Annotated in this window: 23 protein-coding genes; 13 read left to right on the forward strand and 10 right to left on the reverse strand. The window is 72.9% G+C overall.

From position 1 onward, the window contains the following. Positions 1-116: 116 nt before the first annotated feature. From ACWER9_RS18920 to ACWER9_RS18935, 4 genes are all read right to left on the reverse strand, one after another. Entirely contained in the window at positions 117-809 is a 693-nt protein-coding gene (locus tag ACWER9_RS18920) for an endonuclease/exonuclease/phosphatase family protein (protein WP_452303058.1), read from the reverse strand. 12 nt (positions 810-821) lie between these two features. Beyond that, positions 822-1,769: an ROK family glucokinase gene (locus ACWER9_RS18925; RefSeq protein ID WP_452303059.1), complete on the reverse strand. Its 948-nt coding sequence runs from the start codon at positions 1,767-1,769 to the stop codon at positions 822-824. Positions 1,770-1,846: 77 nt separating this feature from the next. After that, entirely contained in the window at positions 1,847-2,551 is a 705-nt protein-coding gene (locus tag ACWER9_RS18930; protein ID WP_452303060.1) for a hypothetical protein, read from the reverse strand. A 31-nt stretch (positions 2,552-2,582) separates the two neighbouring features. Next, positions 2,583-3,038, reverse strand: coding sequence for an SRPBCC family protein (locus ACWER9_RS18935; protein WP_452303061.1), 456 nt, complete (start codon positions 3,036-3,038; stop codon positions 2,583-2,585). A 119-nt stretch (positions 3,039-3,157) separates the two neighbouring features. Here ACWER9_RS18935 and ACWER9_RS18940 point away from each other — a divergent pair, with 119 nt between their 5' ends. The 7 genes from ACWER9_RS18940 (at position 3,158) to ACWER9_RS18970 (ending at position 11,698) form a co-directional block, all read left to right on the forward strand. Beyond that, positions 3,158-4,972, forward strand: coding sequence for an AMP-dependent synthetase/ligase (locus tag ACWER9_RS18940; RefSeq protein WP_452303062.1), 1,815 nt, complete (start codon positions 3,158-3,160; stop codon positions 4,970-4,972). 14 nt (positions 4,973-4,986) lie between these two features. Beyond that, a complete protein-coding gene (locus tag ACWER9_RS18945) occupies positions 4,987-6,678 on the forward strand; it encodes a sensor histidine kinase (protein ID WP_452303063.1) in 1,692 nt (563 codons plus the stop codon). 7 nt (positions 6,679-6,685) lie between these two features. After that, a complete protein-coding gene (locus ACWER9_RS18950; RefSeq protein ID WP_030337723.1) occupies positions 6,686-7,354 on the forward strand; it encodes a response regulator transcription factor in 669 nt (222 codons plus the stop codon). Between the two features lie 192 nt (positions 7,355-7,546). Further along, on the forward strand, positions 7,547-8,356 hold the full coding sequence (locus tag ACWER9_RS18955; protein WP_452303064.1) for an SAM-dependent methyltransferase: 810 nt from the start codon (positions 7,547-7,549) through the stop codon (positions 8,354-8,356). A 79-nt stretch (positions 8,357-8,435) separates the two neighbouring features. Next, a complete protein-coding gene (locus ACWER9_RS18960) occupies positions 8,436-10,094 on the forward strand; it encodes a putative bifunctional diguanylate cyclase/phosphodiesterase (protein ID WP_452303102.1) in 1,659 nt (552 codons plus the stop codon). Positions 10,095-10,430: 336 nt separating this feature from the next. Further along, positions 10,431-11,015 carry a TetR/AcrR family transcriptional regulator gene (locus tag ACWER9_RS18965; RefSeq protein ID WP_452303065.1) on the forward strand — a complete coding sequence of 195 codons (585 nt, stop codon included), beginning with the start codon at positions 10,431-10,433 and terminating at the stop codon, positions 11,013-11,015. Positions 11,016-11,035: 20 nt separating this feature from the next. Beyond that, on the forward strand, positions 11,036-11,698 hold the full coding sequence (locus ACWER9_RS18970; protein WP_452303066.1) for a lysophospholipid acyltransferase family protein: 663 nt from the start codon (positions 11,036-11,038) through the stop codon (positions 11,696-11,698). Positions 11,699-11,711: 13 nt separating this feature from the next. On the opposite strand, the gene ACWER9_RS18975 is transcribed toward ACWER9_RS18970, so the two are convergent. From ACWER9_RS18975 to ACWER9_RS18985, 3 genes are all read right to left on the reverse strand, one after another. Next, positions 11,712-12,836 (reverse strand): glycosyltransferase family 4 protein, encoded by a 1,125-nt coding sequence (locus tag ACWER9_RS18975; RefSeq protein ID WP_452303067.1) that lies wholly within the window; start codon positions 12,834-12,836, stop codon positions 11,712-11,714. Further along, positions 12,833-14,092: a M48 family metalloprotease gene (locus ACWER9_RS18980; protein ID WP_452303068.1), complete on the reverse strand. Its 1,260-nt coding sequence runs from the start codon at positions 14,090-14,092 to the stop codon at positions 12,833-12,835. Before ACWER9_RS18980 ends, ACWER9_RS18975 begins: the two co-directional genes overlap by 4 nt. Positions 14,093-14,194: 102 nt before the next feature. After that, positions 14,195-14,413: a hypothetical protein gene (locus ACWER9_RS18985; protein ID WP_357358307.1), complete on the reverse strand. Its 219-nt coding sequence runs from the start codon at positions 14,411-14,413 to the stop codon at positions 14,195-14,197. Positions 14,414-14,729: 316 nt separating this feature from the next. Between ACWER9_RS18985 and ACWER9_RS18990 the strand changes: the two genes are divergently transcribed. Beyond that, entirely contained in the window at positions 14,730-15,164 is a 435-nt protein-coding gene (locus ACWER9_RS18990) for a hypothetical protein (protein WP_452303069.1), read from the forward strand. A gap of 75 nt (positions 15,165-15,239) precedes the next feature. Here the strand turns inward: ACWER9_RS18990 and ACWER9_RS18995 are convergent, their stop codons facing one another. Then, a complete protein-coding gene (locus ACWER9_RS18995) occupies positions 15,240-15,959 on the reverse strand; it encodes a DinB family protein (RefSeq protein WP_452303070.1) in 720 nt (239 codons plus the stop codon). 163 nt (positions 15,960-16,122) lie between these two features. Continuing rightward, positions 16,123-17,574, reverse strand: coding sequence for an NYN domain-containing protein (locus ACWER9_RS19000; protein ID WP_452303071.1), 1,452 nt, complete (start codon positions 17,572-17,574; stop codon positions 16,123-16,125). Positions 17,575-17,701: 127 nt separating this feature from the next. Here ACWER9_RS19000 and ACWER9_RS19005 point away from each other — a divergent pair, with 127 nt between their 5' ends. From ACWER9_RS19005 to ACWER9_RS19025, 5 genes are all read left to right on the forward strand, one after another. Then, positions 17,702-19,456 (forward strand): DEDD exonuclease domain-containing protein, encoded by a 1,755-nt coding sequence (locus ACWER9_RS19005; RefSeq protein WP_452303072.1) that lies wholly within the window; start codon positions 17,702-17,704, stop codon positions 19,454-19,456. A gap of 128 nt (positions 19,457-19,584) precedes the next feature. Next, positions 19,585-21,378 carry a RelA/SpoT family protein gene (locus ACWER9_RS19010; RefSeq protein ID WP_452303103.1) on the forward strand — a complete coding sequence of 598 codons (1,794 nt, stop codon included), beginning with the start codon at positions 19,585-19,587 and terminating at the stop codon, positions 21,376-21,378. 52 nt (positions 21,379-21,430) lie between these two features. Then, the gene (locus tag ACWER9_RS19015) at positions 21,431-21,973 is read left to right on the forward strand and encodes an NUDIX hydrolase (protein ID WP_452303073.1); all 543 of its coding nucleotides are present in this window, start codon (positions 21,431-21,433) and stop codon (positions 21,971-21,973) included. Further along, positions 21,970-22,839 (forward strand): nucleotidyltransferase family protein, encoded by an 870-nt coding sequence (locus tag ACWER9_RS19020; RefSeq protein WP_452303074.1) that lies wholly within the window; start codon positions 21,970-21,972, stop codon positions 22,837-22,839. Before ACWER9_RS19015 ends, ACWER9_RS19020 begins: the two co-directional genes overlap by 4 nt. Before the next feature lie 79 nt (positions 22,840-22,918). Beyond that, positions 22,919-23,206: an Lrp/AsnC family transcriptional regulator gene (locus ACWER9_RS19025; protein ID WP_074313163.1), complete on the forward strand. Its 288-nt coding sequence runs from the start codon at positions 22,919-22,921 to the stop codon at positions 23,204-23,206. A 93-nt stretch (positions 23,207-23,299) separates the two neighbouring features. Here the strand turns inward: ACWER9_RS19025 and ACWER9_RS19030 are convergent, their stop codons facing one another. After that, on the reverse strand, positions 23,300-23,989 hold the full coding sequence (locus tag ACWER9_RS19030; RefSeq protein ID WP_452303075.1) for a DUF4142 domain-containing protein: 690 nt from the start codon (positions 23,987-23,989) through the stop codon (positions 23,300-23,302). Between the last annotated feature and the right edge of the window lie 63 nt (positions 23,990-24,052).

Consider the following 24,052-nt stretch of genomic DNA (forward strand, 5'->3'; position numbering starts at 1 on the left):
CGGGAAGATCTCCTTTGGTACGGCAGGCGTGCCGGTCGCCGCGAAATCCTCTCCACAACCGCGCCGGATGTCCAGTCCTGAGCCGGACGCGTCGACGGTCGAGCCGGAGTCGGGGGTCAGCCGGTGCGGGGCAGGAGCAGGTCGACAAGGACCGGGAAGTGGTCGCTGGCCCGGCGGGTCTGCGGGGTGTCCACCACGTCGTAGTCGACCACGGTGATCCGGGGGTCGACGAAGAGCGCGTCGATGCGCCGGCGCGGGTCGGCACACGAGTAGGTGAGCCGCTCGGCCCGGTCGGCCGCCACCGCGGCGTCGGTCAGCCCGCGCGACACGGTGGCCCAGGCGGGCCCGTCCGGGCCCTCGTTGAGGTCCGCCCCGGCAAGCACCGGGCCGGTCGCCGCGTCCAGCCCACGCTTGAACTCGGCGGCCTGGGAGGGCCGCTCGGCCGGGTCGGTGGAGAGGTGCGAGCCGGCGAGGGTGAACCGGGCGTCGCCGACCCGGCAGTCCGCGTACGCGGCACCGCGCAGGTGCCGGCCGGGGGTCAGCGGGAAGCGCTGGCAGCGGGTGCCGCTCACCCGCACCCGCAGGCTTGTCAGCAGCAGGTTGCCCAGGGCGGGCAGCCCACCGGCGGCCACCACCAGGCCGAACGACTCGGCCAACGTGGCGGACTTCTGCCGCCACCGGAACCGGCGCGGCCCCTCCTGCACGATCACCACGTCCGGCGTCACGGCCCGGACCACCGCCGCCAGCGCGGCGGTGTCGTCGCGCTGGCTGTGGATGTTGTACGACACCACGCGTAGCGGCACGCCCATCGGTGGACCGCCTCAGATCCGGCGGGCCAGGTCGGCGGCGCCGATCACCCCGGCGCTGTTGCCCAGCTCCGCCGGGAGCACCTCGGCGACCGGCAGGCGACCACGCTGGGCGAGCGCGTCGACGTACGAGCGGCGGGTGGGGCCGAGCAGCAGGTCGCCGGCGTCGATCACACCGCCGCCGACCACCAGGGTCTGCGGGTCGAGGATCTGCGCCATGTCGGCGAGGCTGGTGCCCAGCCAGCGGCCGATCTGGGCGAACGCTTCGGCGGAGACCGGGTCGCCGCCCTGCGCGGCGGCGGTCACCATCGGGCCGGTGATCGCCTCGGCCTCACCGCCGGCCAGCTTCAGCAGGGAGGTGGCCCGGTTCGGCTCCTGCCGGGCGCCGGCTCGGGCGAACCGGACCAGGGCGCTGCCGCTGGCGTACTGCTCGATGCAGCCCAGCCGACCGCAGCCGCACTGGTGCCCGTCCGGCACGGCCAGCATGTGGCCCAGCTCGGCGGCGATGCCGTGCGCGCCGCGCATCAGGTCGCCACCGAGGACGATGCCACCGCCCACCCCGGTGCCGATGGTGAACATGATCATGGAGTCGTCGGCGTCGCGGGCCGCGCCGTAGCGGAACTCGGCCCACGCGGCGACGTTCCCGTCGTTCTCCACGATCACGGGAAGACCGACGGCCTCGCTGACGTACTCGCGGAGCGGCTCGTCCCGCCAGGCCAGGTTGGGGGCGAAGAGCACAGTCGAACGGCTGGCGTCGATCCAACCGGCCGCGCCGATGCCGACTGCCTCGATGGTGCGCCCGGCAGCCAGCTCGCCGACCAACTCGATGATGACGTCGCGGGTCTTGGCGACGTCATCGGCGGGAGTGTCCCGTCGGGTCTGCACGAGGACCGTGCCGGTGTCGTCCACGACACCGCCGGCCACCTTCGTGCCACCGACGTCGACTCCGATGGTCAGCGTCACCGCTACCGCCCCCCTCTGCTGTGCTGTCCGCCCCAGATCCCCGGCCCAGTGCCGGTCCGGGTCGACGTGTCCCGCGCTCAGGCGCCGTCGCCCGATGCCTCCGCGTCGGCGTCGTCGGGCACCCGCGAGGCGGGCACCACGGGACGGGTGGTCGGTGCCGGTACGGTCGCCGTCCCGGCCTCGTCGACGGGTGGTACGGCGGCCGGGGCGAGTGGGTCCGCCGTCCGGGTGGCGACCGACCAGACATCCCGCTCCGGCGCCGGCTGAGAATCATGCCCGGTGCGGGTGGCATCGCGCCACACGTGGTCGTCGGCGGTAGCGGTGGACGGGGCGCTCGGGGGCGTCTCGGAAAGCACGTCGCCGGTGCTCGCGGTGGGTGCCGGCGACGGCGGGGCGCTCGGCTCGGCGGCCGGCGCGGTGGGGCTCGGCGCGGACGGTTCCGCCGGGGAGAACGCGCGGAGCAGGCTGGCGACCCCTGCGGCGAGGTCGCCGGCGCCGGTGGCGAGGCGTTCGGCGAATTCCGGACTCGGGTCCCGCAACGCGGCGATGCCCCGACAGACCGGGCAGACGCAGCATTCGGCCGATCCGGTGGCGAATGCGCCACCGGCACCGGAGCGGCCGTCCGGACCCGTGCTGTGACCGAGGACACCGGACAGCACCCCGCCCAGGGAGCCGAACGCTCCGCCCGTCGAGCCGGCGGAGGCCAGTCGCGCCCCTGCCAGCAGGGTGGCGACCAGCCGCTCTGCCTCTTCCCGGGCCGAACCCGGATCCGTTCCGCCCACCGTCGGCTCCTCTACCGTGCCACCGGATGCGTCACTGCGCCGCGCCGGTTGCTTCTACCCGGCGCTTGAGCTGCTTCAACGCGGTGTCCATGATCATCTTCTCGGCTTTGCGCCGAAACATTCCGAGCATGCCGACCGACAGGTCGACCTCAAGCGTGTAGGTCACCGTGGTGCTGCCGTCCGGGTTACCCACCAGGTCGTACGAACCACGCTGGGCCTTCTGCATCTTCGACGGGGAGACCAGGTGCCACTCGATCCGGGACAGGTCCTCGGCGTACTCGTACTCAAGCACGTACTCGTCGGCCATCACCCCGGCGTCGATGGTGAAACGCACCTGGCTGGCGTAGCCGTCCTCGTACTCCTCGACGATCTCCGCCCGACGCACCGCGTCGGTCCACTCCGGGTAGCGCGCGAAGTCGCAGATGACCGCCGTCACCCGATCCGGTGCGGCGCCGATGATGATCGACTGGGTGGAGGAGTCCGCCATGGGGGGAGGCTACCCGCCTCCTGCCTGTCTCACCCCGACCGCCCGCCGGGTAGGTTTCGACACATGCCGACGCCCACCGCGGCAGCCGGCCCCGCAAGTGCGAGCACGAAGGAGTGCAGGTGCGCGAGTTCTCCGTTCCGCCGATCGTCACCGTTGGCGACGCGGCCAACCTCACCGATCCGGTCTGGGACAACGCCGAAGTCGCGCCCGACACCGTCCAGTTCGCCCGCCCCACCGCGAGCGGCGACGGCACCGTCACCGCCTGGACCGACGTGACCTGCCTCCAGTTCCGCGACGAGGTGGCCGCCGTGGCCCGCGGGTTGATCGCCGCCGGCATCGAGCCCGGCGTCCGGGTCGGGCTGATGAGCCGCACCCGCTACGAGTGGACGCTGCTGGACTACGCCATCTGGGCCGTCGGCGCGGTGACCGTGCCGATCTACGAGACGTCGAGCGCCGAGCAGGCCGCGTGGATCCTCGAAGACTCCAACGCGGTCGCCGTCGTGGTGGAGACCGAGGCGCACGCCGCCCTCGTCGCCGGTGTCCGGCACCGGCTGCCCGAGCTGGGCCAGGTCTGGCAGATCGACAGCGGCGGGGTCGACGAGCTGGTCACGACCGGCGCCACCGTCGAGCTGGCCGAGGTCGACCGGCGGCGCAAGGCCGTCCGCGCCGGTGACCTGGCCACGATCATCTACACCAGCGGCACCACCGGCCGACCCAAGGGCTGCGTGCTCACCCACCGCAACATGTACGCCGACATCGCCAACGCGGTCCCGGTGCTGCCGAACCTGTTCAACGCCGGCGCGAGCACCCTGCTCTTCCTGCCGCTGGCGCACGCCTTCGCCCGGCTCATCCAGATCGGCGTCGTGCAGGCACGGGCCACCATGGCGCACTGCGCCGACACCAGGAACCTGGTCGCCGAGCTGCAGGCGTTCCGACCGACCTTCGTGCTCTCCGTACCCCGGGTGTTCGAGAAGGTCTACAACGCCGCCAAGCAGAAGGCCGAGGCGGACGGCAAGGGCGGCATCTTCGCCCGCGCCGAGCAGGTCGCCATCGCGTACAGCGAGGCCCTGGAGACCCCCGGCGGACCGGGGCTGGCGCTGCGCGCCCAGCACGTGGTCTTCGACCGGCTGGTCTACCGCAAGCTGCGGGCCGCGCTCGGCGGACGGTGCCGGGACGCGATCTCCGGCGGGGCGCCACTCGGCGCCCGGCTGGGTCACTTCTTCCGGGGCATCGGCGTGACGGTCCTGGAGGGCTACGGCCTCACCGAGACCTCGCCCGCCGCCGCGGCGAACCTGCCCACCGGCACCCGGATGGGCAGCGTCGGCCGTCCGCTGCCCGGCGTGACCGTGCGGATCGAGGACGACGGCGAGATCCTGATCTCCGGCGAGCTGGTCTTCCAGGGTTACTGGCGCAACGAGACCGCGACGGCCGAGACGATCAGCGCCGACGGCTGGTTCCGCACCGGCGACCTGGGCCAGCTCGACTCCGACGGCTACCTGAGCATCACCGGCCGCAAGAAGGAGCTGATCGTCACCGCCGGCGGCAAGAACGTCGCCCCGGCGGTGCTGGAGGACCTGGTTCGGGCGCACCCGTTGATCAGCCAGTGCGTCGTGGTCGGTGACGCCAAGCCGTTCATCGCGGCACTCGTCACCGTCGACGAGGAGGCCCTGCCGACCTGGCTGGAGAGCGCCGGGATGCCCCGGGACACCACCATCGAGCAGGTGCGCGAGCACGAGGGCCTGCGCCGGGAGATCCAGGCCGCGATCGACACCGCGAACCAGGCCGTGTCGAAGGCCGAGGCGATCAAGGTGTTCCGGGTCCTGCCCCACGACTTCACCGAGGCGACCGGCGAGCTGACCCCGTCGCTCAAGGTCAAGCGGCAGGTTGTCCACAAGACGTACGCGGCGGAGATCGCCGATATCTACCGAGGCTGACTACCATCCGTCACGTGCCCGCATCCACAGCCACCGCACCGCACCCGCATCCCCTCGCCGCGGCAGCCCGCCTGGTGATGCTGGCGCTGATCGCCATCCTGACCCTGTTCGCCACCCGGGACGTCGCCCAGCTGTGGTGGATCGCGTTGCTGGCGGTGGCCGGGCTGCCGTCGCTGCTGGCACCGCAGCACCGGCTTGTCGGCCCGCTGAGCCGGGTGGCCGAGGTGGTGGTGCTGGGGCTGGCCGCGAGCCACGTCGCCGCGGTCGCGGCCATCGGCGGTACCGTCGACGGCCTGGGTGCGTCGGCGGTACTGCCCTACCTGGCGGTTCCGGTGACCGTCACCGCGCTGCGTCGCCGCTTCCCCGAGGGCGCCGCGCTGCTCGTGGTCACCGGCGCCACCCTGCTGATCAGCGGGGCGCTGACCCGGGTCGACGGCGGGCTCCAGCTCAGCCAGCCGGGTTACCTCGCGGTCTGCGCGCAGTGGCTGATCCTGGCCGCGCTGGGCCTCTACGCCGCCGGCACGCTGCACCGGGTGATGGCGGTCCGCGGTGAGGGCAAACCCCAGCCGTACGCCGAGGCCACCCGGCTGCTGACCCAGCTGCGGACGGTGGCCCGGCAGCTACCCGGGGCGACCCTGGACCCGGGCGGTATCTCCGAGCACCTGCTGGAGGAACTGCGCACGGTGGCCCGCGCCGACCGGGGCGCGGTGCTGTCGGCGAGCGGCGGCGGTCGACTCGTGGTGCTCGCCCAAGCCGGCGTCGACCGGGTCGACTGGGAGACGACTCTCGACGCGGACTCGGCCATCGCGGACGCCTGGGCCACCCAGCAGGCCACCACTGCGGCCCGGTCGCAGTCCCGCTCGCACCGCGGCGGCGACGTGTCCGCGTTGATCATCCCGCTGGTCGCCGGGGTGCGCACGGTGGGACTGGTGGTGCTGGAGGCCGACGCCGCGCAGGCGTACCCGCCGGCGGTGGTGGCCCGGGTGACCGGGCTGACCCGCCCGGCCGCGCTGCGGCTGGAGGCGGCGCTGCTCTTCGACGAGGTCCGCTCGCTTGCCACGAACGAGGAGCGGCAGCGGCTGGCCCGGGAGATCCACGACGGGGTGGCACAGGAGTTGGTGATGGTCGGCTACGGCATCGACAACGCCATGGCCACCGTCTTCGACGACGCCGACGAGACCGCCGAGGCTCTGCGTACGCTGCGCGCCGAGGTGACCCGGGTGATCCAGGAGCTGCGCCTGAGCCTCTTCGAGCTGCGCAGCGAGGTGGACCGGCAGGGCGGGTTGGCCGCGGCGATCGCGGAGTACGCGCGCACCGTCGGCGCGTCCGGCGGGCTGCGGGTGCACCTCTCGCTTGACGAGTCCACCGCCCGGCTGCCGGCCGCCACCGAGGCAGAGTTGCTGCGCATCGCGCAGGAGGCGGTGACCAACGCGCGCAAGCACGCCGGGGCGTCGAATTTGTGGGTCACGTGTGAGGTCGACCCCCCGTACGCGCAAATAGAAGTGTCGGATGACGGTCAGGGGATGGCTGACCAGCGCCCGGACGGGCGGTACGGTCTTGCGATCATGGCCGAGAGGGCGGAACGTATCCGGGGCCGGTTGGAGATCAGGCCGCGGCAACCCAGCGGCACGACCGTGGCGGTGGTTCTCGGCACCTCGGCCCGGCGCGATAACGTGCGCGGCAGCGCAGCACCAGAAGGGGAGTAACCCGAGGATGACCACAAGTCCGATACCGGCCACCCGTACCAAGGTCCTCCTTGTCGACGATCATGACCTGATTCGCAAGGGTTTGCGGCACGCCTTCGAGCGCGACCGCCAGTTCGAGGTCGTCGGTGAGGCGGCCACGGCGGCGGAGGGGGTACGCCAGGCCGGCGCCTTGCAGCCGGACGTGGTGATCATGGATCTGCGGCTGCCCGACGGCAGCGGCCTGGAGGCCACCCGCGCCCTGCGCAAGTCCAGCGCGTCGATGGGCATCGTGGTGTTGACCATGTATGCCGGCGACGACCAGCTCTTCGGCGCACTGGAGGCCGGCGCGAGCGCCTTCGTACCGAAGACCGCCCCGGCCGACGAGGTGGTGGCCGCCGCCCGGCATGCCGCCTCCTCCCCCAGCGCGTTCACCGCCGCCGACCTGGCCGAGGCGATGAAGCGCCGGCTCGCCCCGTCCGGCCCGCAGTTGTCTCCCCGGGAGGGGCAGGTGCTGCGGCTGCTCGCCGACGGCATGAGCGTGGCGGGCATCGCCAAGCAGTTGTTCGTCAGCGAGTCCACGGCGAAGACGCACATCTCCAAGCTCTACGAGAAGCTCGGCGCGGCCAACCGGGCACAGGCCCTGATGACCGCGCTCCGGCTCGGCCTGCTCGAGGCACCGGACGCGCCGAAGTTCTGACCCGCCTCCCGCTCGTCGAGCGGGACGTCGCGACCGACGGTCCGCGCCAGCCTCCCCGGCGGGCGCGGACCGTCGCATATCGACCGACGTCGGCGGGCAACCTCCGGCACGCTATGGTCTGGCGTGCGTGGCGGGTGCACAATACCCGCGCGGGCGACGATGCTCGCTTCGCGGACTCGAGGGGTGAAACGCATGCAGCGGCCGGACTGGGCACCCGACACCATCGACATCGAGCGCCCGAGCGTCGCGCGGATGTACGACTACTACCTCGGTGGCTCGCACAACTTCGCCGCCGACCGGGCCGCCGCGCAGGCGATGGTCGCCGCGGTGCCCGAGGCCCCGTTGATGGCCCAGGCCAACCGGGCGTTCCTGCGCCGGGCCGTGCACCACCTCGCCGAGGCCGGTATCCGGCAGTTCCTGGACATCGGCTCGGGCATCCCGACCGTCGGCAACGTGCACGAGATCGCCCAGCAGCTCGATCCGCAGTCGCGAGTGGTCTATGTGGACGTCGACCCGGTGGCCGTGGCGCACAGCCGCGAGATCCTCGCCGGCAACGAGCAGGCCGCTGTGGTGCAGGAGGACCTGCGCAACCCGGAGGCGATCCTGGCCCATCCGGACGTCCGCAAACTGCTCGACCTGAGCCAACCGGTGGCCGTGATGGTCGTGGCCGTCCTGCACTTCGTACCGGACGACGACCGGCCGGCGGAGCTGCTGCGGACACTGCGGGACGCGCTGGCGCCCGGCAGCTATCTGGTGCTGTCACAGGCCAGCGACGACGGGCGCAGCGAGGACGAGCGCGCCGAGGCGGAACGGGTCTACCGGCGCACCGACAACCCGCTGTCGGTGCGCAGCCGCGCCGAGCTGACCGCGCTCTTCGACGGGTTCGAGCTGCTCGACCCCGGCGTGGTCTGGGTGCCCCAGTGGCGACCGGACACTCCGGAGAGCGCGGAGGACGCCGAGAACGCGGTCTTCATGGGCGGCGTCGGGCGCCTCGGTGGCTGAGTCGCCCGGAGTGGCCCCCTACCCGGGCACGTTCGCCCGGGCCTGGGCGAAGGCGGTCTCCGGCACCAGTTACCTACCGATGACCCAGGCCCAGTTGGAGTCCCTGCTGGACCGGCTCACCGGGCAACTGGCCGGCGCGTTGCTCACCGAACCGTTCGACCTGCGGGCCGGGCACCGGGTCGGCGCCGAGTTGGTCGCCGCGCACATCGCCTCCGCCGAAGGGCTGGGCCGTACCGTCGAGGTCATCCAGCTCCGCCTGGTGCGCGACCTGGGGCTGGTGGCCGAGGATGTCGAGGACCGGATGGCCCGGCTGCTGGCGGCCGTGGCGACCGGCTACGCCCGCGCGCTGCGCGACCGGACGCTCGACGAGCAGGAGTCGATCCGCCGGGCCGCGATGCGGGCCCGCACCCAGGCCGAGCGGGCGCTGCGGGCCAGCGAGGCCCGGTTCCGGCACCAGGCCACCCACGACCCGCTCACCGGCCTGCCCAACCGGACGCTGTTCACCGAACGGCTCACCGCCGCGCTCAACGAGCCGGGCCGGGGCGCGCAGCGGGTCGGGGTGTGCTTCCTGGACCTGGACCGCTTCAAGGTGGTCAACGACACCCTGGGGCACCAGATCGGTGACCTGCTGCTGGCCACGGTGGCCGAGCGGCTGCGCAAGGCCATGGGTGAGCACCTGGTCGCCCGGCTCGGCGGCGACGAGTTCGTCATCCTGGTGGAACGCACCACCGGCACCGACGACATGGTGGCGGTGGCCGAGACGGCGCTCGCCGCGGTACGCACACCGGCCCTCGTCGACGGGCACGAGCTGCAGATCTCGGCGAGCATCGGCATCGTCGAGCGCCAGGTGGCCGGGGCGAACCCCACGGACCTGATGCGGGCCGCCGACAGCACCCTGCACTGGGCGAAATCCGCCGGTGGAGCGCGCTGGGCGCTCTACGACGCCGAGCGCAACCAGCGTGAACTGGCCCGCTACGCGCTCTCCGCGGCCATCCCGGCGGCATTGGAGCGGGGCGAGTTCTACCTCGACTACCAGCCGCTCACCTCGTTGCGCGACGGCAGCCTGGTCGGCGTGGAGGCACTGGTCCGCTGGCGGCACCCCGAGCTGGGGGTGCTGCGACCGGACAGCTTCATCGGGTTGGCCGAGGAGACCGGCCTGATCGTCCAACTTGGCGGGTGGGTGCTGGCCGAGGCGTGCCGCGAGGCCGAGGCGTGGTCGGCCGGGGGTGCCCCCGCGCCGTTCGTCAGCGTCAACCTGGCGGTACGGCAGGTGCACCGGCCCGGGTTGGTGCAGGAGGTCCGCGCACTGCTGCGGCAGACCGGCCTACCACCGGAGCGACTCCAACTGGAGATCACCGAGAGCACGATGATGAGCACCGCCGAGGAGCCGGTCCGCGCCCTGCGGGTCCTCGCCGACCTCGGGGTACGCATCGCCATCGACGACTTCGGCACCGGCTACAGCAACCTGGCGTACCTGCGGGACCTGCCGGTGACCGAGCTGAAGGTGGCTGGGGAGTTCGTGGCCGGCCTGCGGTCGCCCTCCGTCGGCCGCACCGACGAGCGCATCCTCGCCTCGCTGGTCTCGCTGGCCCACGCGCTGGACCTGACCGTCACCGCCGAGGGGGTGGAGACCGCCGGGCAGGCCGAGCGGCTACGCGCGATCGGCTGCGACGCCGCCCAGGGCTGGCACTTCGGCCGACCGGCCCCCGCCGACCGCATCCTGGCCCGCATCCGCTGACCGTATCCCGACGCCGCCGGCCAGCTCCACTTCCCGGCGCGACCCGCCTTGCCGGCCCGCCTCACTTCCCGGCGCGTCCCGCCTTGCCGGCCCGCCTCGCTTCCCCGGGCCGCCTGACGCCGCCGGCGCGCAGGCAGCGCGACCATGATCCACTCGCCTTTCCTGATGTCGGGGCATCCCGGCACCAGGACACCCCGACTTCATGAAACCCGAGTAGATCACGCAAGCCAGCGTTCGCGATTAGCCTGTTTCGCCTAACTTAAATACAAAAGCGGTGAATGCCCCCACCACCATCCGGCGGTAGACAGCGTCTACGGCGGCTGGTAGACAGTGTCTATGAGCGCGGACGAGACGGGGCTGCGGGCACGGCTGGTGGCCGTCGGGGTGGACCTCGTGCTGCGCGAGGGCCAGTCGGCGGTGTCGCTGCGGGAGATCGCCCGCCGGGCCGGGGTCTCGCACGGGGCGCCGCGCCGCTACTTCCCCACCCACGTCGACCTGCTCTCCGCCATCGCGCGGGAGGGCTTCGCCGACCTCACCGCCCGCGTCGAGCGCACGTTGCGCGACGTCGACGCGGATCCGCGTACCCGATTGACCGCGCTGGCCCGGACGTACCTGGACTTCGCGGCTGCCCACCGCGGCATGTTCGAGCTGATGTTCCGCCACGACCTGCTCGACAGCGGCCGGCTGCGGCTGCGCGAGACGAGCCTGCCGCTCTTCGCCGTCCTGGCCGAGCTGGTGGCGCAGGCGCGCCGACCCACCGACGCGCCCCCGGCGGTGCTCGCCGGCGCCCTTTGGGCGAACCTGCACGGCATCGCTCAACTCTGGGCCTGGGGCAGCCTTCCGCTGGCCACCGGCGCCACCGACGACGACGCCCTGCTGCGTGCCGCGCTGGAGGCCCATCTCGGCCCCGCGCCGGCCTGAAACTGGACCCCGGAGGACACGTGCCCCTGCTGTACGACGTCACCAAGCTGACCGTCGGCGCCCTGCTGCGCTTCGGCTGGCAGCCCCGCGTGGAAGGGCTTGAGCATCTGCCCCGACACGGCGGCGCGATCCTCGCCGGCAACCACCTGTCCGTCGCCGACGAGTTGTTCCTCGTCACCTCGACGCCCCGACACGTCACCTTCTGGGCAAAGGTCGAATACTTCAACGGCCGGGGCCCGGGCGGCTGGCTCAACCGGCGGATCGTCGCCGGCATGGGCGCCATCCCGGTCGACCGCGCCGACGGTCGGGCCGCTCTACGCGCCCTCGACGCCGCCGTACCCGTGCTCCGGGCCGGCGGCCTGGTCGCCGTCTACCCGGAGGGCACCCGCTCCCCGGACGGGCGGCTCTACCGGGGCCGGGTCGGGATGACCCGGCTGGCACGCGACGCCGGGGTGCCCATCATCCCGGTCGGCGTGCTCGGCACCGCCGAGGTGCTGCCCGTCGACGCGCGGCTGCCCCGCCGACACCCGATCACGCTGCGGTTCGGCCCGCCGATCCCGGTCGCCGACCGGATCACCGGGCCACGCGACATCCGGATGGTCACCGACGAGGTGATGGCGGCGATCCAGAAGCTGACCGGCCAGGAGTACGTGCCGCACTACGCGCCAGCCCGCGAGAGCTGAACGCGGGCGGTGATCAGCCGGCGAGCAGCGCTGCCATGCGTTCCGCCTGCGCCTCCCAGCGCCACTCCCGTTCCACCCACGCCCGGCCGGCCGCGCCGAGCTGGCGGGCCAGATCACGGTCGGCGAGCAACCGGGAGACCCGCTCGGCGAGCTGGGCGACGTCCCGGCCGCGGACGACGTAGCCGGTCTCCCCCTCGCGGACCGCGTCCGGTGCGCCGCCGGAGTCACCTGCCACCACCGGCAGCCCGGTCGCGGATGCCTCCAGGTAGACGATGCCCAGCCCCTCGACGTCGAGACCACGGTTGCGGGTGCGGCACGGCATCGCGTAGACGTCGCCGGCCGCGTAGTGTGCCGGCAAATCGACCGACGGCACGCTGCCGGTGAACACCACGTCGCGTTCGACACCGGTCTGGCGGGCCAGCTTCTCCAGGGTCGCCCGGTACGGACCGCCGCCGACGATCAGCAGCGCCGCGCCGGGCACCCGGCGGCGGATCTCCGGCAGGGCCCGGATCAGGGTGTCCTGGCCCTTGCGCGGCACCAGCCGGGACACACAGACGACCACCGGCCGGTCGGTCAACCCGAGCCGGGCCCGGACCTGTTCGCCGTCCACGGTCGGGTGGTAGGTGTCCACGTCGACCCCGGGAGCGAGGCGGCGCAACTCGGTCACCTCGTCCAGTACCCGGGCCAACCGGGTACGGGTGTACTCGCCGAGATAGGTGGTCACGTCCACGCCTCGACCGATGCGGCGCAGTGCCGGCCGCGCGGCGGGCACCGCCGCCCAACCGACCTCGTGGCCGTGGGTCTGCGCCACCACCCGGCGGATGCCGGCCCGCCGCCGCAGGCCGGCCGCGAGCAGCCCCAACGGGGCCGCGGCGCCGAACCACACCGTGTCGCAGTCGTACGCGCGAGCCAACCGGGCCGCCCTGCGGGCGATCAACGGGGTGGGCAGCAGCACCCGGGTGCGCTCCCGGACCACCTCGAACGGCTGGTCGGCGTCGAACTTCGCGGCACCACGCCAGCTCGACGCGTAGACCACCACCGAGCCGGCCGGCTGACGGACCGCGAGGTTGTGCACGAAGGACTGGATCCCGCCCGGTCGGGGCGGAAAGTCGTTGGTGATCAGCAGGGTGCGACTCATCGTCCGGCCTCCCGGGCGTACGCGCGGGCGGCGGCCATCCGCTCCACGGTGGACGGGTGTGAGGCCGAATAGAGGTATTCCCAACGGGGCGGGTCGGGGTCGCCGAGGTTGACCGAGCCGAGTCGGCGCTGCATCGACTCGAAGGACTCCGGGTCGTTGGTGAGCGCGAGCGCATGCGCGTCGGCGCGCGCCTCCACCCGCCGGGACATCAGCGCCTGCACCGGAGCCGCGATCAGCCCGGCCACCGTGACCAGGGCGACCAGCAGCGGAAACGCCCTCGGTTGGGCTACCGAGTCGACACCGGCCAGTCGCAGCAGCGGCCCCCACGAGCCGAGCAGGTAGAGCGCCACCACGGCAGCCGCGGCACCCAACGCACCGGTGAGCGTGCCGGCGGCCACGTCGGAGTCCTTCGCGTGCCCCAGCTCGTGCGCCACGACGGCGGTCACCTCGGCCGGGGTCGCCTCGCGCAGCAACGTGTCGTAGACGACCACCCGCCGGGTCGGCCCGAGACCGGAGACGTACGCGTTGACCGCCCTGGTGCGGCGGGAGGCGTCGGCGACGAGCACGTCGCGCACCGGCACCCCGTCGCGGGCGGCCATGCTCATCAGCTCGGTGCGCAACGGGCCCTGCTCCATCGGGGTGAACCTGTTGAACACCGGCTCCACGAGCACCGGCAGCACGAACGACAGCAGCACCACAAGCACCGCGGCGCCGGCCGCGCCGAACGCCCACCACCAGCGCGGCGCGAGCCGGATGACCGCGTAGAAGCCGAACAGCGCCACCGCGCCGATCACGGCGCTGACCGCGTACGACTTGAGCAGGTCGACCGCCCAGCCGTTCCAGCCGTTGGTGCTCAACCCGTAGCGGGTGAGCACGCTCTGCCGCCAGGCGGCGAACGGGAGCGTCACCAGATCGGCGACGAGCACCACCGCCAGCCCGCCGAGCACCGCCTGCGCGGCCCAGTGCCCGCCGAACGGCCGGCCCACCAGCTCGACCAGGCGACCGCCCAGCGGGGTCAACCCGAGCGCGAGGGCGACGAGCAGCCCGACGGCGAGCGCGGCATAGCCACCGGGGCGCAGCGCCGCCCGGAACTCCCGGCCCTTGGCCACCTGCTCGGCCGGCAGGTCACGCAGCGCGGCGAGCTGGTCGGCCCGGGGTGCCGGCGGACGGTGCCACGGGACGAGCAGCGCGGCCAGCACGACAAGCGCGACGGTCAGCCCGGCCAGGGCCAGCAGCGCCCAGCCGCGCGGGGTCACCGCGTCACCGCCTGTCGTACCTCACTCATCGCGCCGCTCCTCCCGCCGTGACCGCTCATCCTATGGCCCGCAAGAAGCCTGCTTCCGGGCACGGTATGGCGCTCAGGCGACCCGGCGGGTGGCCCGGCGGCGAGCCGCCTCGGGGCGTGCGGGCGCGGCCAGCACCTCCACGTCGAAGCCGGCCCGGGCGAACACCTCGATGGCCTCGACCTCGGCGGCGACCAACCCGGCCACCGGGGACGTCTCGTCGAACAGGGCGGTCAGCGGGCAGCCGGAGCAGCCGTCGGCCCGCTTCGCGCACCCGTCGCAGTCGATGAGCATCGCTCCTCCTGATCGGCTCGCGGCGCGCGGGCGACTCCTGTTGTCGCCGACCGGGCACCGTCTGTGACATCGACACTAACCACCGGGTACGACAGGAACCCCGTCCGACCGCCCGTTTCAGGCCTAGATCCACTCCAGATCAGCGATATCGGGGTATCCCACCCGTTCGGAACGCGCGACATCACCAAACCCGTCTGGATCAAACGAGCGGCATCGTTTCATCGACCGACCACCCGGGCACTTGGCGACGGTGGCCGCCCTCGATGCTTCGTCCGGTCTGGACTTCCGGCACTCCCCGCGCCGACACCGCCTCGCCATGCTTCTCGCAGGGCTGGCCGCCGCGGCTCTCCTGGCCTTCTACACGGTGGTGTTCGACGAGGCGTGGTGGACGGTGCTGCTGCGCTTCGGCATGATCGGCGCCATCGTCGCGCTGACCACCAACTGGCAGCTGCGTCATCAGCCTCGCCTGCCGCTGCGGTTGACCGACGAAACGCTGCACCTGAGCGGACCGAACGGGACCAGGCTCAGCATCGACTGGGTCAACATGGCCAGCGCCCAGGTCCGAGGGCGCCTGGATCCGCGGCTGGTGGTCATGCCCCTCGACCCGCAGCAGACCCGTCCGCCCATGCGAGCCGGGCAGTGGTCGACCCCCGGACGCGGCCCCTACGAACTGGTCGTCCGGCTCGCCTGGATGAGGCCGGGCCCCGACGCGCTGCGTCGTGAGCTGGCCCGGCGACTACCGACCACCTGACTGGCCACAGCCCGAGCGCCAGCCCGACCGAACACCCAAGCAGCGCAGCCCAGCGCCGCCGGTCGGGGTGAGGTCTCAGCCCTGCGCGTCGAGGTCACGCAGGGCGAAGCGGAGGTGCTGCCACTCCTCGCCGAAGATCACGTGAAGGCAGTGCAGGACGGACACCTGCTTCTCGGGCCACCAGGCGGCCGGCCGGGTCTCGGCGAGCAGGTCCGGCGTGACGGCGGCGAGGAAGTCGCGCACCATCGCCTGCCGCTCGGCCCGCAGCTCCAGGGTTTCGGCGAACGTCGGCTGCTCGACGGCGAAGATCGACATGTCGAAGCCTTCGGTCTCGTACTCCGCATGTGGTTGCCCGAGCGGGTGGAACGGCTGCGGCAGTTGCCGGATCACCTTGCCAAGCCAGGTGTCGGCGGCGAACGCGAGGTGGCGCAGTGTCTGCGCGAACGACCACTCCCCGTCGATCGAGACGTCGACAGCACCCTCGGGCATGGACACGGCCCGGTCGACCGCCGCCGCCCAGGCTCGTTCGAGGGCCGCCCACGCCACGCGGAGGTCGTCCGGATTGTCGGCCTGCCGGAGGTCGCGCCCCGGGAATCGACGGTTGAGCTCGGCCTCGACCAGCGGCGCCACATCAACGCCGTTGACCAGGAACGTGCCCTCGGCCAGCCACGGCGCGTCGATGTCCAGAGCATCCACGTCGACGCCGCGCATCACCGCACCGGCAAGCGTCGACCTGTTGAACCGGGCACCCCGCAGATCCCGATCGACGAAGACCTCGACGTCGTCCGCTGTCATGGCGACTCCCTCCCGTCGGCGACAGCGGCGACGCTAGCCCCCGGGTACGACAGAGGCACAGCCCGAGAGGTCGTACCGGCGCACGATCGACTCCGGTTCACTGAAACTGGGCCATCCCACGCGGTCGGACACCCCGACATCCTGGAACTCGGGCCCGACGAGGTCAGGAGCGGGCGAGCCGCCGCAGCAGCGAGTCCGCGCCCAGCGGGTAGGCGCCGTGCCGGCGTACCCCGTCGGCGACCTCGCGGTCCGACGAGACCACGACCACCGGCCGGCCGGCCGGCTCGGCGCGGACCAGGCGCCGGATCAGCTCGTCGGCGGTCTCGCCCTTGCGGGAGAAGAGCACCCGTACGCCGCGCGGCGCGGGCGGCAGCCCGTGCATCCGCTCGGCGCCGTCGAAGACCACGGTGACCTCGTCGCCGGTCTGCGCGGCGATCCCGCCCAGCCCGGTGATGAGGCGTTTGCGCTGCTGCTCCAGGGACATCTCGCCGAAGCCCCGCTTGGTGACGTTGTAGCCGTCCACCACGAGGTGCGCCCGGGGCAGCGCGAGAAGTTGGTCGAGCCGGGCCGGGTCGTCGGTGTCGCGGGCGCGGGCGGCGGGGCCGGCCGGGGCGGTGCCCGGCTGCTCGGCGAACGCGTCGGCGACGAAGTCGGCGGGGAGTTTGTCCACCGGGTCGAGCGCCAGCTCCCGGCGCAGCCCCACGGCGGCCTGGCCGATGGTCTCCAGCAGCAGCCAGAGCCGGGCGTCGTCGACCGAACGAGCCTCCTTGGCGCTGGCCCGGGCCACGCCGGCGGCAGCCTCGGCCTCGGCCAGCCGGGCCCGGGCGCGACGCAGTTCGGCGTCCACGTCGGCGCTGGCGCGGGCGGCCCGGCCACGCTCGGTGGCCAGCAGCTCGGTGGCCTTCCGCTCGCGGGCCTGGGTCTCCCGCAGGGTGCGGGCCACCTGCCGGGACTCCTCGCGGAGCTGACCCAGCTCCTCGCGAACGCGGGCCAGCTCGTCGCGGAGCTTCTCGGCCTCGACCCGGGCCACCGCGCGGTCGTGCTCGGCCCGGGTGGCCCGCTGTTCGGCTTCGCGGACCAACTCGGCGACCACGGCGCTGTCCGCCTCGGCGCGCACGGCCGCGCCGCTGGCGTCGATCAGCTCCCGCCAGCCACGGGGCCGGGCCAGATAGGCGAGCGCGGCCACCTCGACCGGGTCGGCGGCGGCCGGCGCGGTGCCCTCGACCACTGCCGCGCCGAGGTCACCGGCGTCGGCCAGGACCCGCGCGGTGACCCGCTGCCGGAACAGCGGGTCGGCGGTGAGCTGGGCGGCGATGACCGGCGAGCCCAGCCGCGCGCGGCGGTTGGGGGCGAACTTCGCCACCCGGCGCAACGGCACCGGGACCTCGTCGGTGGGGAGGGTGGGCAGCACCGCCGCGGTCAGCGTCACGATCCGCTGCCGGACCGGCTCGGGCAGGGTCGGCTCCGGCTCGGCGCCGGGGCCCTCGCCGGATGTCGGGTCCGATGTCCCGGATGTGTCGGTGACTACGTTGTCGTCCGGGTTGCCCGCAGCACCGTGGAGCGCGACCGGATCCTCCTGCGGGAGGTGGTCGTCGTACGGCTCGGTGAGGGGCATGTGGCAAGTCTCCCACCGCGACCGGGCCCACCGCCCGGTGAGTGAGCCGATCTCTCATCCTAGCCCCATGGTGACGCGTGGGACGGCTGTGACGGGAGTGTCGGACCGGGGCGCTAGCGTGCCGCCGATGGCACAGGCGGAGTACGTCCAGGAGTCACTTGCCGGTCTCGACCCGGCGGTGGGCGGGGTGGACCCGGCGCTACCGCTCTACGCGACGACCTTCGTGGTGGTCGACCTGGAGACGACCGGCGGGGCGCCGGACGGCGGCGGCATCACCGAGATCGGCGCGGTCAAGGTGCGCGGTGGCGAGCAGTTGGGGGTGCTGGCGACCCTGGTCAACCCGGGTCAGCCGATTCCGCCCTTCATCACCGTGCTGACCGGCATCACCCAGGCCATGCTGCTGCCGGCACCGCCGGTCGAGCAGGTGCTGCCGAGTTTCCTGGAGTTCATCGACGACGCGGTGCTGGTGGCCCACAACGCCCCGTACGATGTGGGCTTCCTGAAGGCTGCCTGCGCGAAGCACGGCTACCGCTGGCCGAACCCCCGGGTGCTGGACACGGCGGCGCTGGCCCGCCGGGTGCTGACCCGCGACGAGGTGCCCAACCGCAAGCTCGGCACCCTGGCCGCCTACTTCCGCACCGCCACCCAGCCCACGCACCGGGCGCTCGACGACGCGAAGGCCACCGTCGACGTGCTGCACGGGCTGATCGGTCGGCTCGGCGGGCACCGGGTCGACACGGTCGGCGACGCCATCGAGTTCGCCCGCGCGGTCACCCCCACCCAGCGTCGCAAGCGGCACCTGGCCGAGGGGCTGCCCAAGGTTCCCGGGGTCTACATCTTCCGGGCCGCCGACGACCGGCCGCTCTACGTGGGCACCTCCGTCGACATCGCCACCCGGGTGCGCAGCTACTTCACCGCCGGCGAGAAGCGCGCCCGGATCTCCGAGATGTTGGGCGCGGCCGAGCGGGTCGAGGCGGTGGAGTGCGCCCACTCGCTGGAGGCGGAGGTCCGTGAGCTGCGGTTGATCGCCGCGCACGCCCCTCCGTACAACCGCCGGTCCAAGTACCCGGAGCGCATGGTCTGGCTCAAGCTGACCGACGGTCCGTACCCTCGGTTGTCGATCGTCCGCGACCTCTCCCCCACCGACACCGCCTACCTCGGGCCGTTCACCTCCCGGCGGGCCGCCGAGCTGGCCGCCGCCGGTTTCCACGACGCGGTGCCGCTGCGCCAGTGCACGCACCGGCTCTCGCTGCGCATCGTCACGCCGGCCTGCGCGCTGGCCGAGCTGGGTCGCTGCCCGGCCCCCTGCGAACACAAGATCACCCCCGAGGAGTACGACGACAGCGCCGCCGCGCCCTTCCGCACGGCGACGGCGAGCGACCCCCAGCCGGTGGTGGACGCGCTACTCGCGCGGATCGACGTGCTCGCGGCCGACCAGCGCTACGAGGAGGCCGCCGTGGTGCGGTCCCGGCTGGCCGCCGTGCTGCGGGCCACCGTGCGGATGCAGCGGCTGGCCGCGCTGACCGGGATCGTCGAGCTGGCCGCGGCCCGGCCGGCCGCCCGGGGCGGCTGGGAGTTGGCGCTGGTCCGGCACGGGCGGCTGGCCGGCGCCGGGGTGTCCCCGCCGGGCGTGCACCCGCGCCCCACGTTGACGGCGATCCGGGCCACCGCGGAGACGGTGTCGGGTGGGCACGGTCCGGTGCCGGCCGCCACCGCCGAGGAGTCCGAGCGGATCCTGTCCTGGTTGGAGCGACCGGAGACCCGACTCGTCGAGATGTCCTCCGGTTGGTCCTCTCCGGCGGGTGGCGCGGGGCGGTTCCGTGACCTGCTGGCGAAGGCCGAGGGCGGGGCGTCCCACCAACTCTCGACCGAACGCTCATGACCAACTGACCGATCGGACTACGTCGACTCGCTTAGGCTGTTAGAGAAGTGCAGTCCTGCCCGATTCGTGGGCCTGCTCCCCGCCGCCGGGTCGCGGCGATGCGGAGCCGGGGTGAGGAGGTGTCCCTCGTGGACGTCGACGCCGGACACGGCGCCGCCCTGGGGGGCGCCCTGCCGACACAGCCGGGTGAGCTGCCGCTCGCCCGCCGCCTACGGTCGCTGCTCAGCTGGCCGACCACCGACTCCGACCCGGTCACCCAACTGGTCCGCACCCACCGGGGCATCCACGCCGGCACCGACCCCGCGGTGCTGCGCCGTGCCTACACCATCGCGGAGAACATGCACCGCGGGCAGTTCCGCAAGAGCGGCGAGCCGTACATCACCCACCCCCTCGCGGTGGCGCAGATCTGCGCCGAGCTGGGGATGGACACCACCACCCTGGTCGCGGCGCTGCTGCACGACACCGTGGAGGACACCCGCTACACCCTCCAGGCTCTCTCCGAGGACTTCGGTGGTGAGGTGGCCCACCTGGTCGACGGGGTGACCAAGTTCGACAAGGCGTTCTACGGCAAGGCCGCCGAGGCGGAGACGGTCCGCAAGATGATCGTGGCGGCCGCCAAGGACGTCCGAGTGCTGATCATCAAGCTGGCCGACCGGCTGCACAACATGCGGACGCTCGGGGTGCGCTCGGCGTCGTCGCGGGAACGGATCGCCCGCAAGACCCAGGAGGTGCTGGTCCCGCTCTGTGACCGGCTGGGGATCCAGACCCTCAAGCGCGAGCTGGACGACGTGGTGCTGCTGCACCTCGAGCCCGACGAGCACGCCCGGCTGGCCCGGCACGTGCACGACCGGCCAGGCTGGGATTCCTACCTCGACTCGGTCGTCGCCCGCGCCCGGGTGGCGCTGCGCCGCAGCCGGGTCGACGCCGAGGTGAGCCCTCGTCCCCGGCACCTCTACTCGATCTGGAAGGACACCATCGCGGGCGACCACACCGCCCCGTACGACCTGCCCCGCATCGTGGTGGTGGTCGACGGCCCGGCCACCGACTGTTACGCCGCGCTTGGCGCGATCCACGGCACCTGGCGGCCGGTTCCCGGCCGTTTCAAGGACTTCATCGCCTCACCGAAGAACAACCTCTACCGGTCGCTGCACACGAGCGTCTGCGGCCCTCAGGACCGCACGGTGGAGGTGCTGATCCGCACCGAGGAGATGCACCGCTCGGCCGAGTACGGCATCGCCGCCGACTTCCGTTTCCCCCGCTCGGGCAGCGGCAGCGCCGCGGCCCGAGCCGAGCAGTTGGACTGGCTGCGTCGGGTGCTCGACTGGGAGCCGGACGCCGCCGACCCGGCACAGTTCTACGAGTCGCTGCGCTGCGACCTCGCCGAGGGGCAGATCCAGGTCTTCGCCGACGGGCGGCAGGTCGTGCTGCCGGCCGGTGCCACACCTGTCGACCTCGCGTACGAGCTGGGCAACGAGCGGGGCGACCACTGCCTCGCCGCACGCATCAACGGTCGGCTCGCCCCGCTCAGCTCGGAACTGGACGAGGGCGACGTGGTGGAGATCTTCACCGAGAGCGACGGCGACAACGGCTTCGAGGCCGGGGTGGCACCGCGCGGCCCCCGCCGGGAGTGGCTGAGCTTCGTCAAGTCGCCGCACGCGCAGATGCAGATCAACAGGTGGTTCGCCGAGCACACCGAGCCGGGCATCACGATCAGCGACAAGGTACGCCTCGGTCGGGCCACCATCGGGCTCGCGCTGCGCCAGCACAATCGGGGCCTCGCCAGTGACCTGCCGCTGCTGCGCCTCTCCGAGGAGTTGGGCTACCCCGACCTGGAGACCCTGCTGGTCGCGGTCTTCGACCGGGTGATCGAACCGGACACCGTGGTCCGCCAGCTCATCGACCTGGTCGACCATCGACAGTGACCCGGCTGGCCCAGCGCGTCCGAGGGACATTCGCGACCACTAGCCTGGAGCCATGATCCCCCGCTCCCGCGCCACCGGTAGGGCCCTCTTCTACCAGGCCTTCTACCGGCTGCCACTGCCGGTGCGTCGACGCCTGGTCCGGCTGGCCGTGCCCAAGTACATCGTCGGCGCGGTGACCCTGGTCCGTGACTCCGAGGCGACGGGCGCGGGGCGGTTGCTCATGCTGCGCCAACCGCCCGGCAAGGGCTGGTCACTCCCCGCCGGCCTACTCGACCGGGGTGAGGCCCCGGTGGTGGGCGCGGCCCGCGAGCTGTTCGAGGAGTCCGGCGTCCGGCTTCCACCGTCCCGGCTGCGCCCGGCGGTGCCGAACGCGATCGTGCACGCCAAGGGCTGGGTGGACGTGGTCTTCGAGACCGAGGTGCCAGCGTCCAGCACCGAGCTGACCGTCGACGGCGGGGAGGTCTTCGAGGCCGCCTGGCACCCCCTGGACGACCTGCCGAAGTTGACCTGGCCGACGGCCCGGCTGCTCGCCTACTACGACATCGGGCCGCTGGCCGGGCAGTTCCCGCCGCCGGTGCCCGACGACACGCCGTGACCGGCGCGGCGGGTGTCCCGGTGGACCTCTGCGCGGTGGTGCTGGCCGCCGGCGAGGGCACGAGGCTGCGCCCGCTCACCGAACAGGTTCCCAAGGCGCTCTGCCCGGTGGGCAACGTGCCGCTGCTGGAGCGGGCGCTGGAGCGGCTGGCCGGGCTGGGCCTGACCGGTCCCGGCCGGGTCGCGGTGAACGCCTGCTACCTCGGCGACCAGGTGGTGGCGTACGTCGGCGACCGCGCTCACCTGTCGGTGGAGCCGGGCGACCCGCTGGGCACCGCGGGTGGGGTGGCCAACCTGCGGGACTGGATCGACGGGCGGCCGGTGCTTGTCGGCAACGCCGACGCGTACCTCGCCAACCCGGCTGCTCCCCCGGGCCCGGACGTGGCCTCCCTGCTGGACGGCTGGGACGGGCAGACCGTACGCCTGCTCGGCCAGCCCGCCGCGGAGCCGACGGCGCCGGGCACCTTCGCCGGGCACTGCTTCACCGGCTTCTCCCTGCTGCCCTGGCGGCTGGTCCGCGACCTGCCGGTCGTCTTCTCGGATCTGGTCCGCGCGGTGTGGCGGCCGGCCGAGGCGGCGGACGCCCTGTCGGTGGTGCCCTACCCGGGCACCTTCTTCGACACCGGCACGCCCGCCGACTACCTGGCGGCCAACCTGCACGCCGCGGCCGGCGGCGCTCTCGTCGCCGAGTCCGCCACGGTGACCGGGCGCTGCGTGGAGTCGGTCGTCGGTGCCGGGGCACGGGTGGACGGCGACGTGTCCCGCACCGTGGTGTGGCCGGGCGCGACCGTACGCGCCGGTGAGCGGCTGCGGAACGTGATCCGGGCCGGAAGCGACCTGACCGTGCCCTGCCCTGCGCAGGGCTGAGCACCGACGGCTCCCGCCTCCGGTCTCGGGCCGGAACATCTAGCATGGGCGACGACGCCGACGAACGGAGAAATGCCCCGTGATCACCGCGATCGTGCTGATCGACTGCGCCACCGATGCGATCCCCGAGGTGGCGGAGAACCTGGCCAACCTCCCCGGTGTCAGCGAGGTCTACTCGGTGGCCGGGCACGTCGACCTCATCGCCATCGTCCGGGTCCGCGAGTTCGACCAGATCGCCCAGGTCATCGCGGGCAGCATCTCCAAGGTCCCGGGCGTGCTCAACACCGAGTCGCACATCGCCTTCCGGGCGTACTCCCAGCACGACCTGGAGGAGGCGTTCGCGATCGGTCTGGCCAGCGCCGACTGACGCCGCTCCGGCCACACGGCCACACGGCGACGCGGAGTACGCACGGCGGCCGGTCCACCGCTGCGGGTGGACCGGCCGTCTGGTGTGGCTACGTCAGCTCTCGCTGGGAGCCGGTACCTCGGTGGTGCCGCCGCCCGGAGCCGGGGACTCGGTGGTGCCACCCGGGGCCGGCGACTCGGTGCCGGTACCGCCCGGAGCCGGCGACTCGGTGCCGGTGCCGCCCGGGCTGGGCGTACCGCTGGCACTTGTCTGCGGAACCGGGATGCCCAGCTTGTTGGCGAGTGCCACCAACTCGTCGTAGTGCGTCTGCAGCGTCGGAAGCGCCGTCTGCGCCAACTGGACCACCGACTGCTCGGAGCCCTGCGAGATCTCCGTCTGGGTGGCCTGGATGGCCTGGACGTGGCCGGCCAGCTCACTTGTCACCCAGAGCCGGTCGAACTCCGCGCCGCTGGCGTTGTTGAGCTTGTCGATGACCGCCTGCTGATCGGCGGTGGGCTCGTTCGGCAGCTCCACCCCGAGCTGGGACGCGGTCTGCTGCACCGTCTGGTCCAGCTGGGTGTGGTCGGTCTTCAGCATCGCGCCCAGGTCCTTGACCCCCTGGTCCTGACCCTTCTGCTGGGCCAGGTCACCAGCGGTGATCTCAAACAGGTTGACCTGGTGTACCGCCTGCAGGTACTGGGTGTCCTGCGTCGACGGCTGTGCCGCGGCCTGCGCGGCCGCGGCCGGCGCGACACCGACCAGTACCAGCGCGGCCAACAGGCCGAGGCGTTTGATACCCAACATGCTTCCCCCCCTTGAGACGTTGGACCGCTCGGATACCCGGCTCACCGGGGTTATTCCTGCGAT

The organism is Micromonospora sp. NPDC003944, assembly GCF_053605225.1.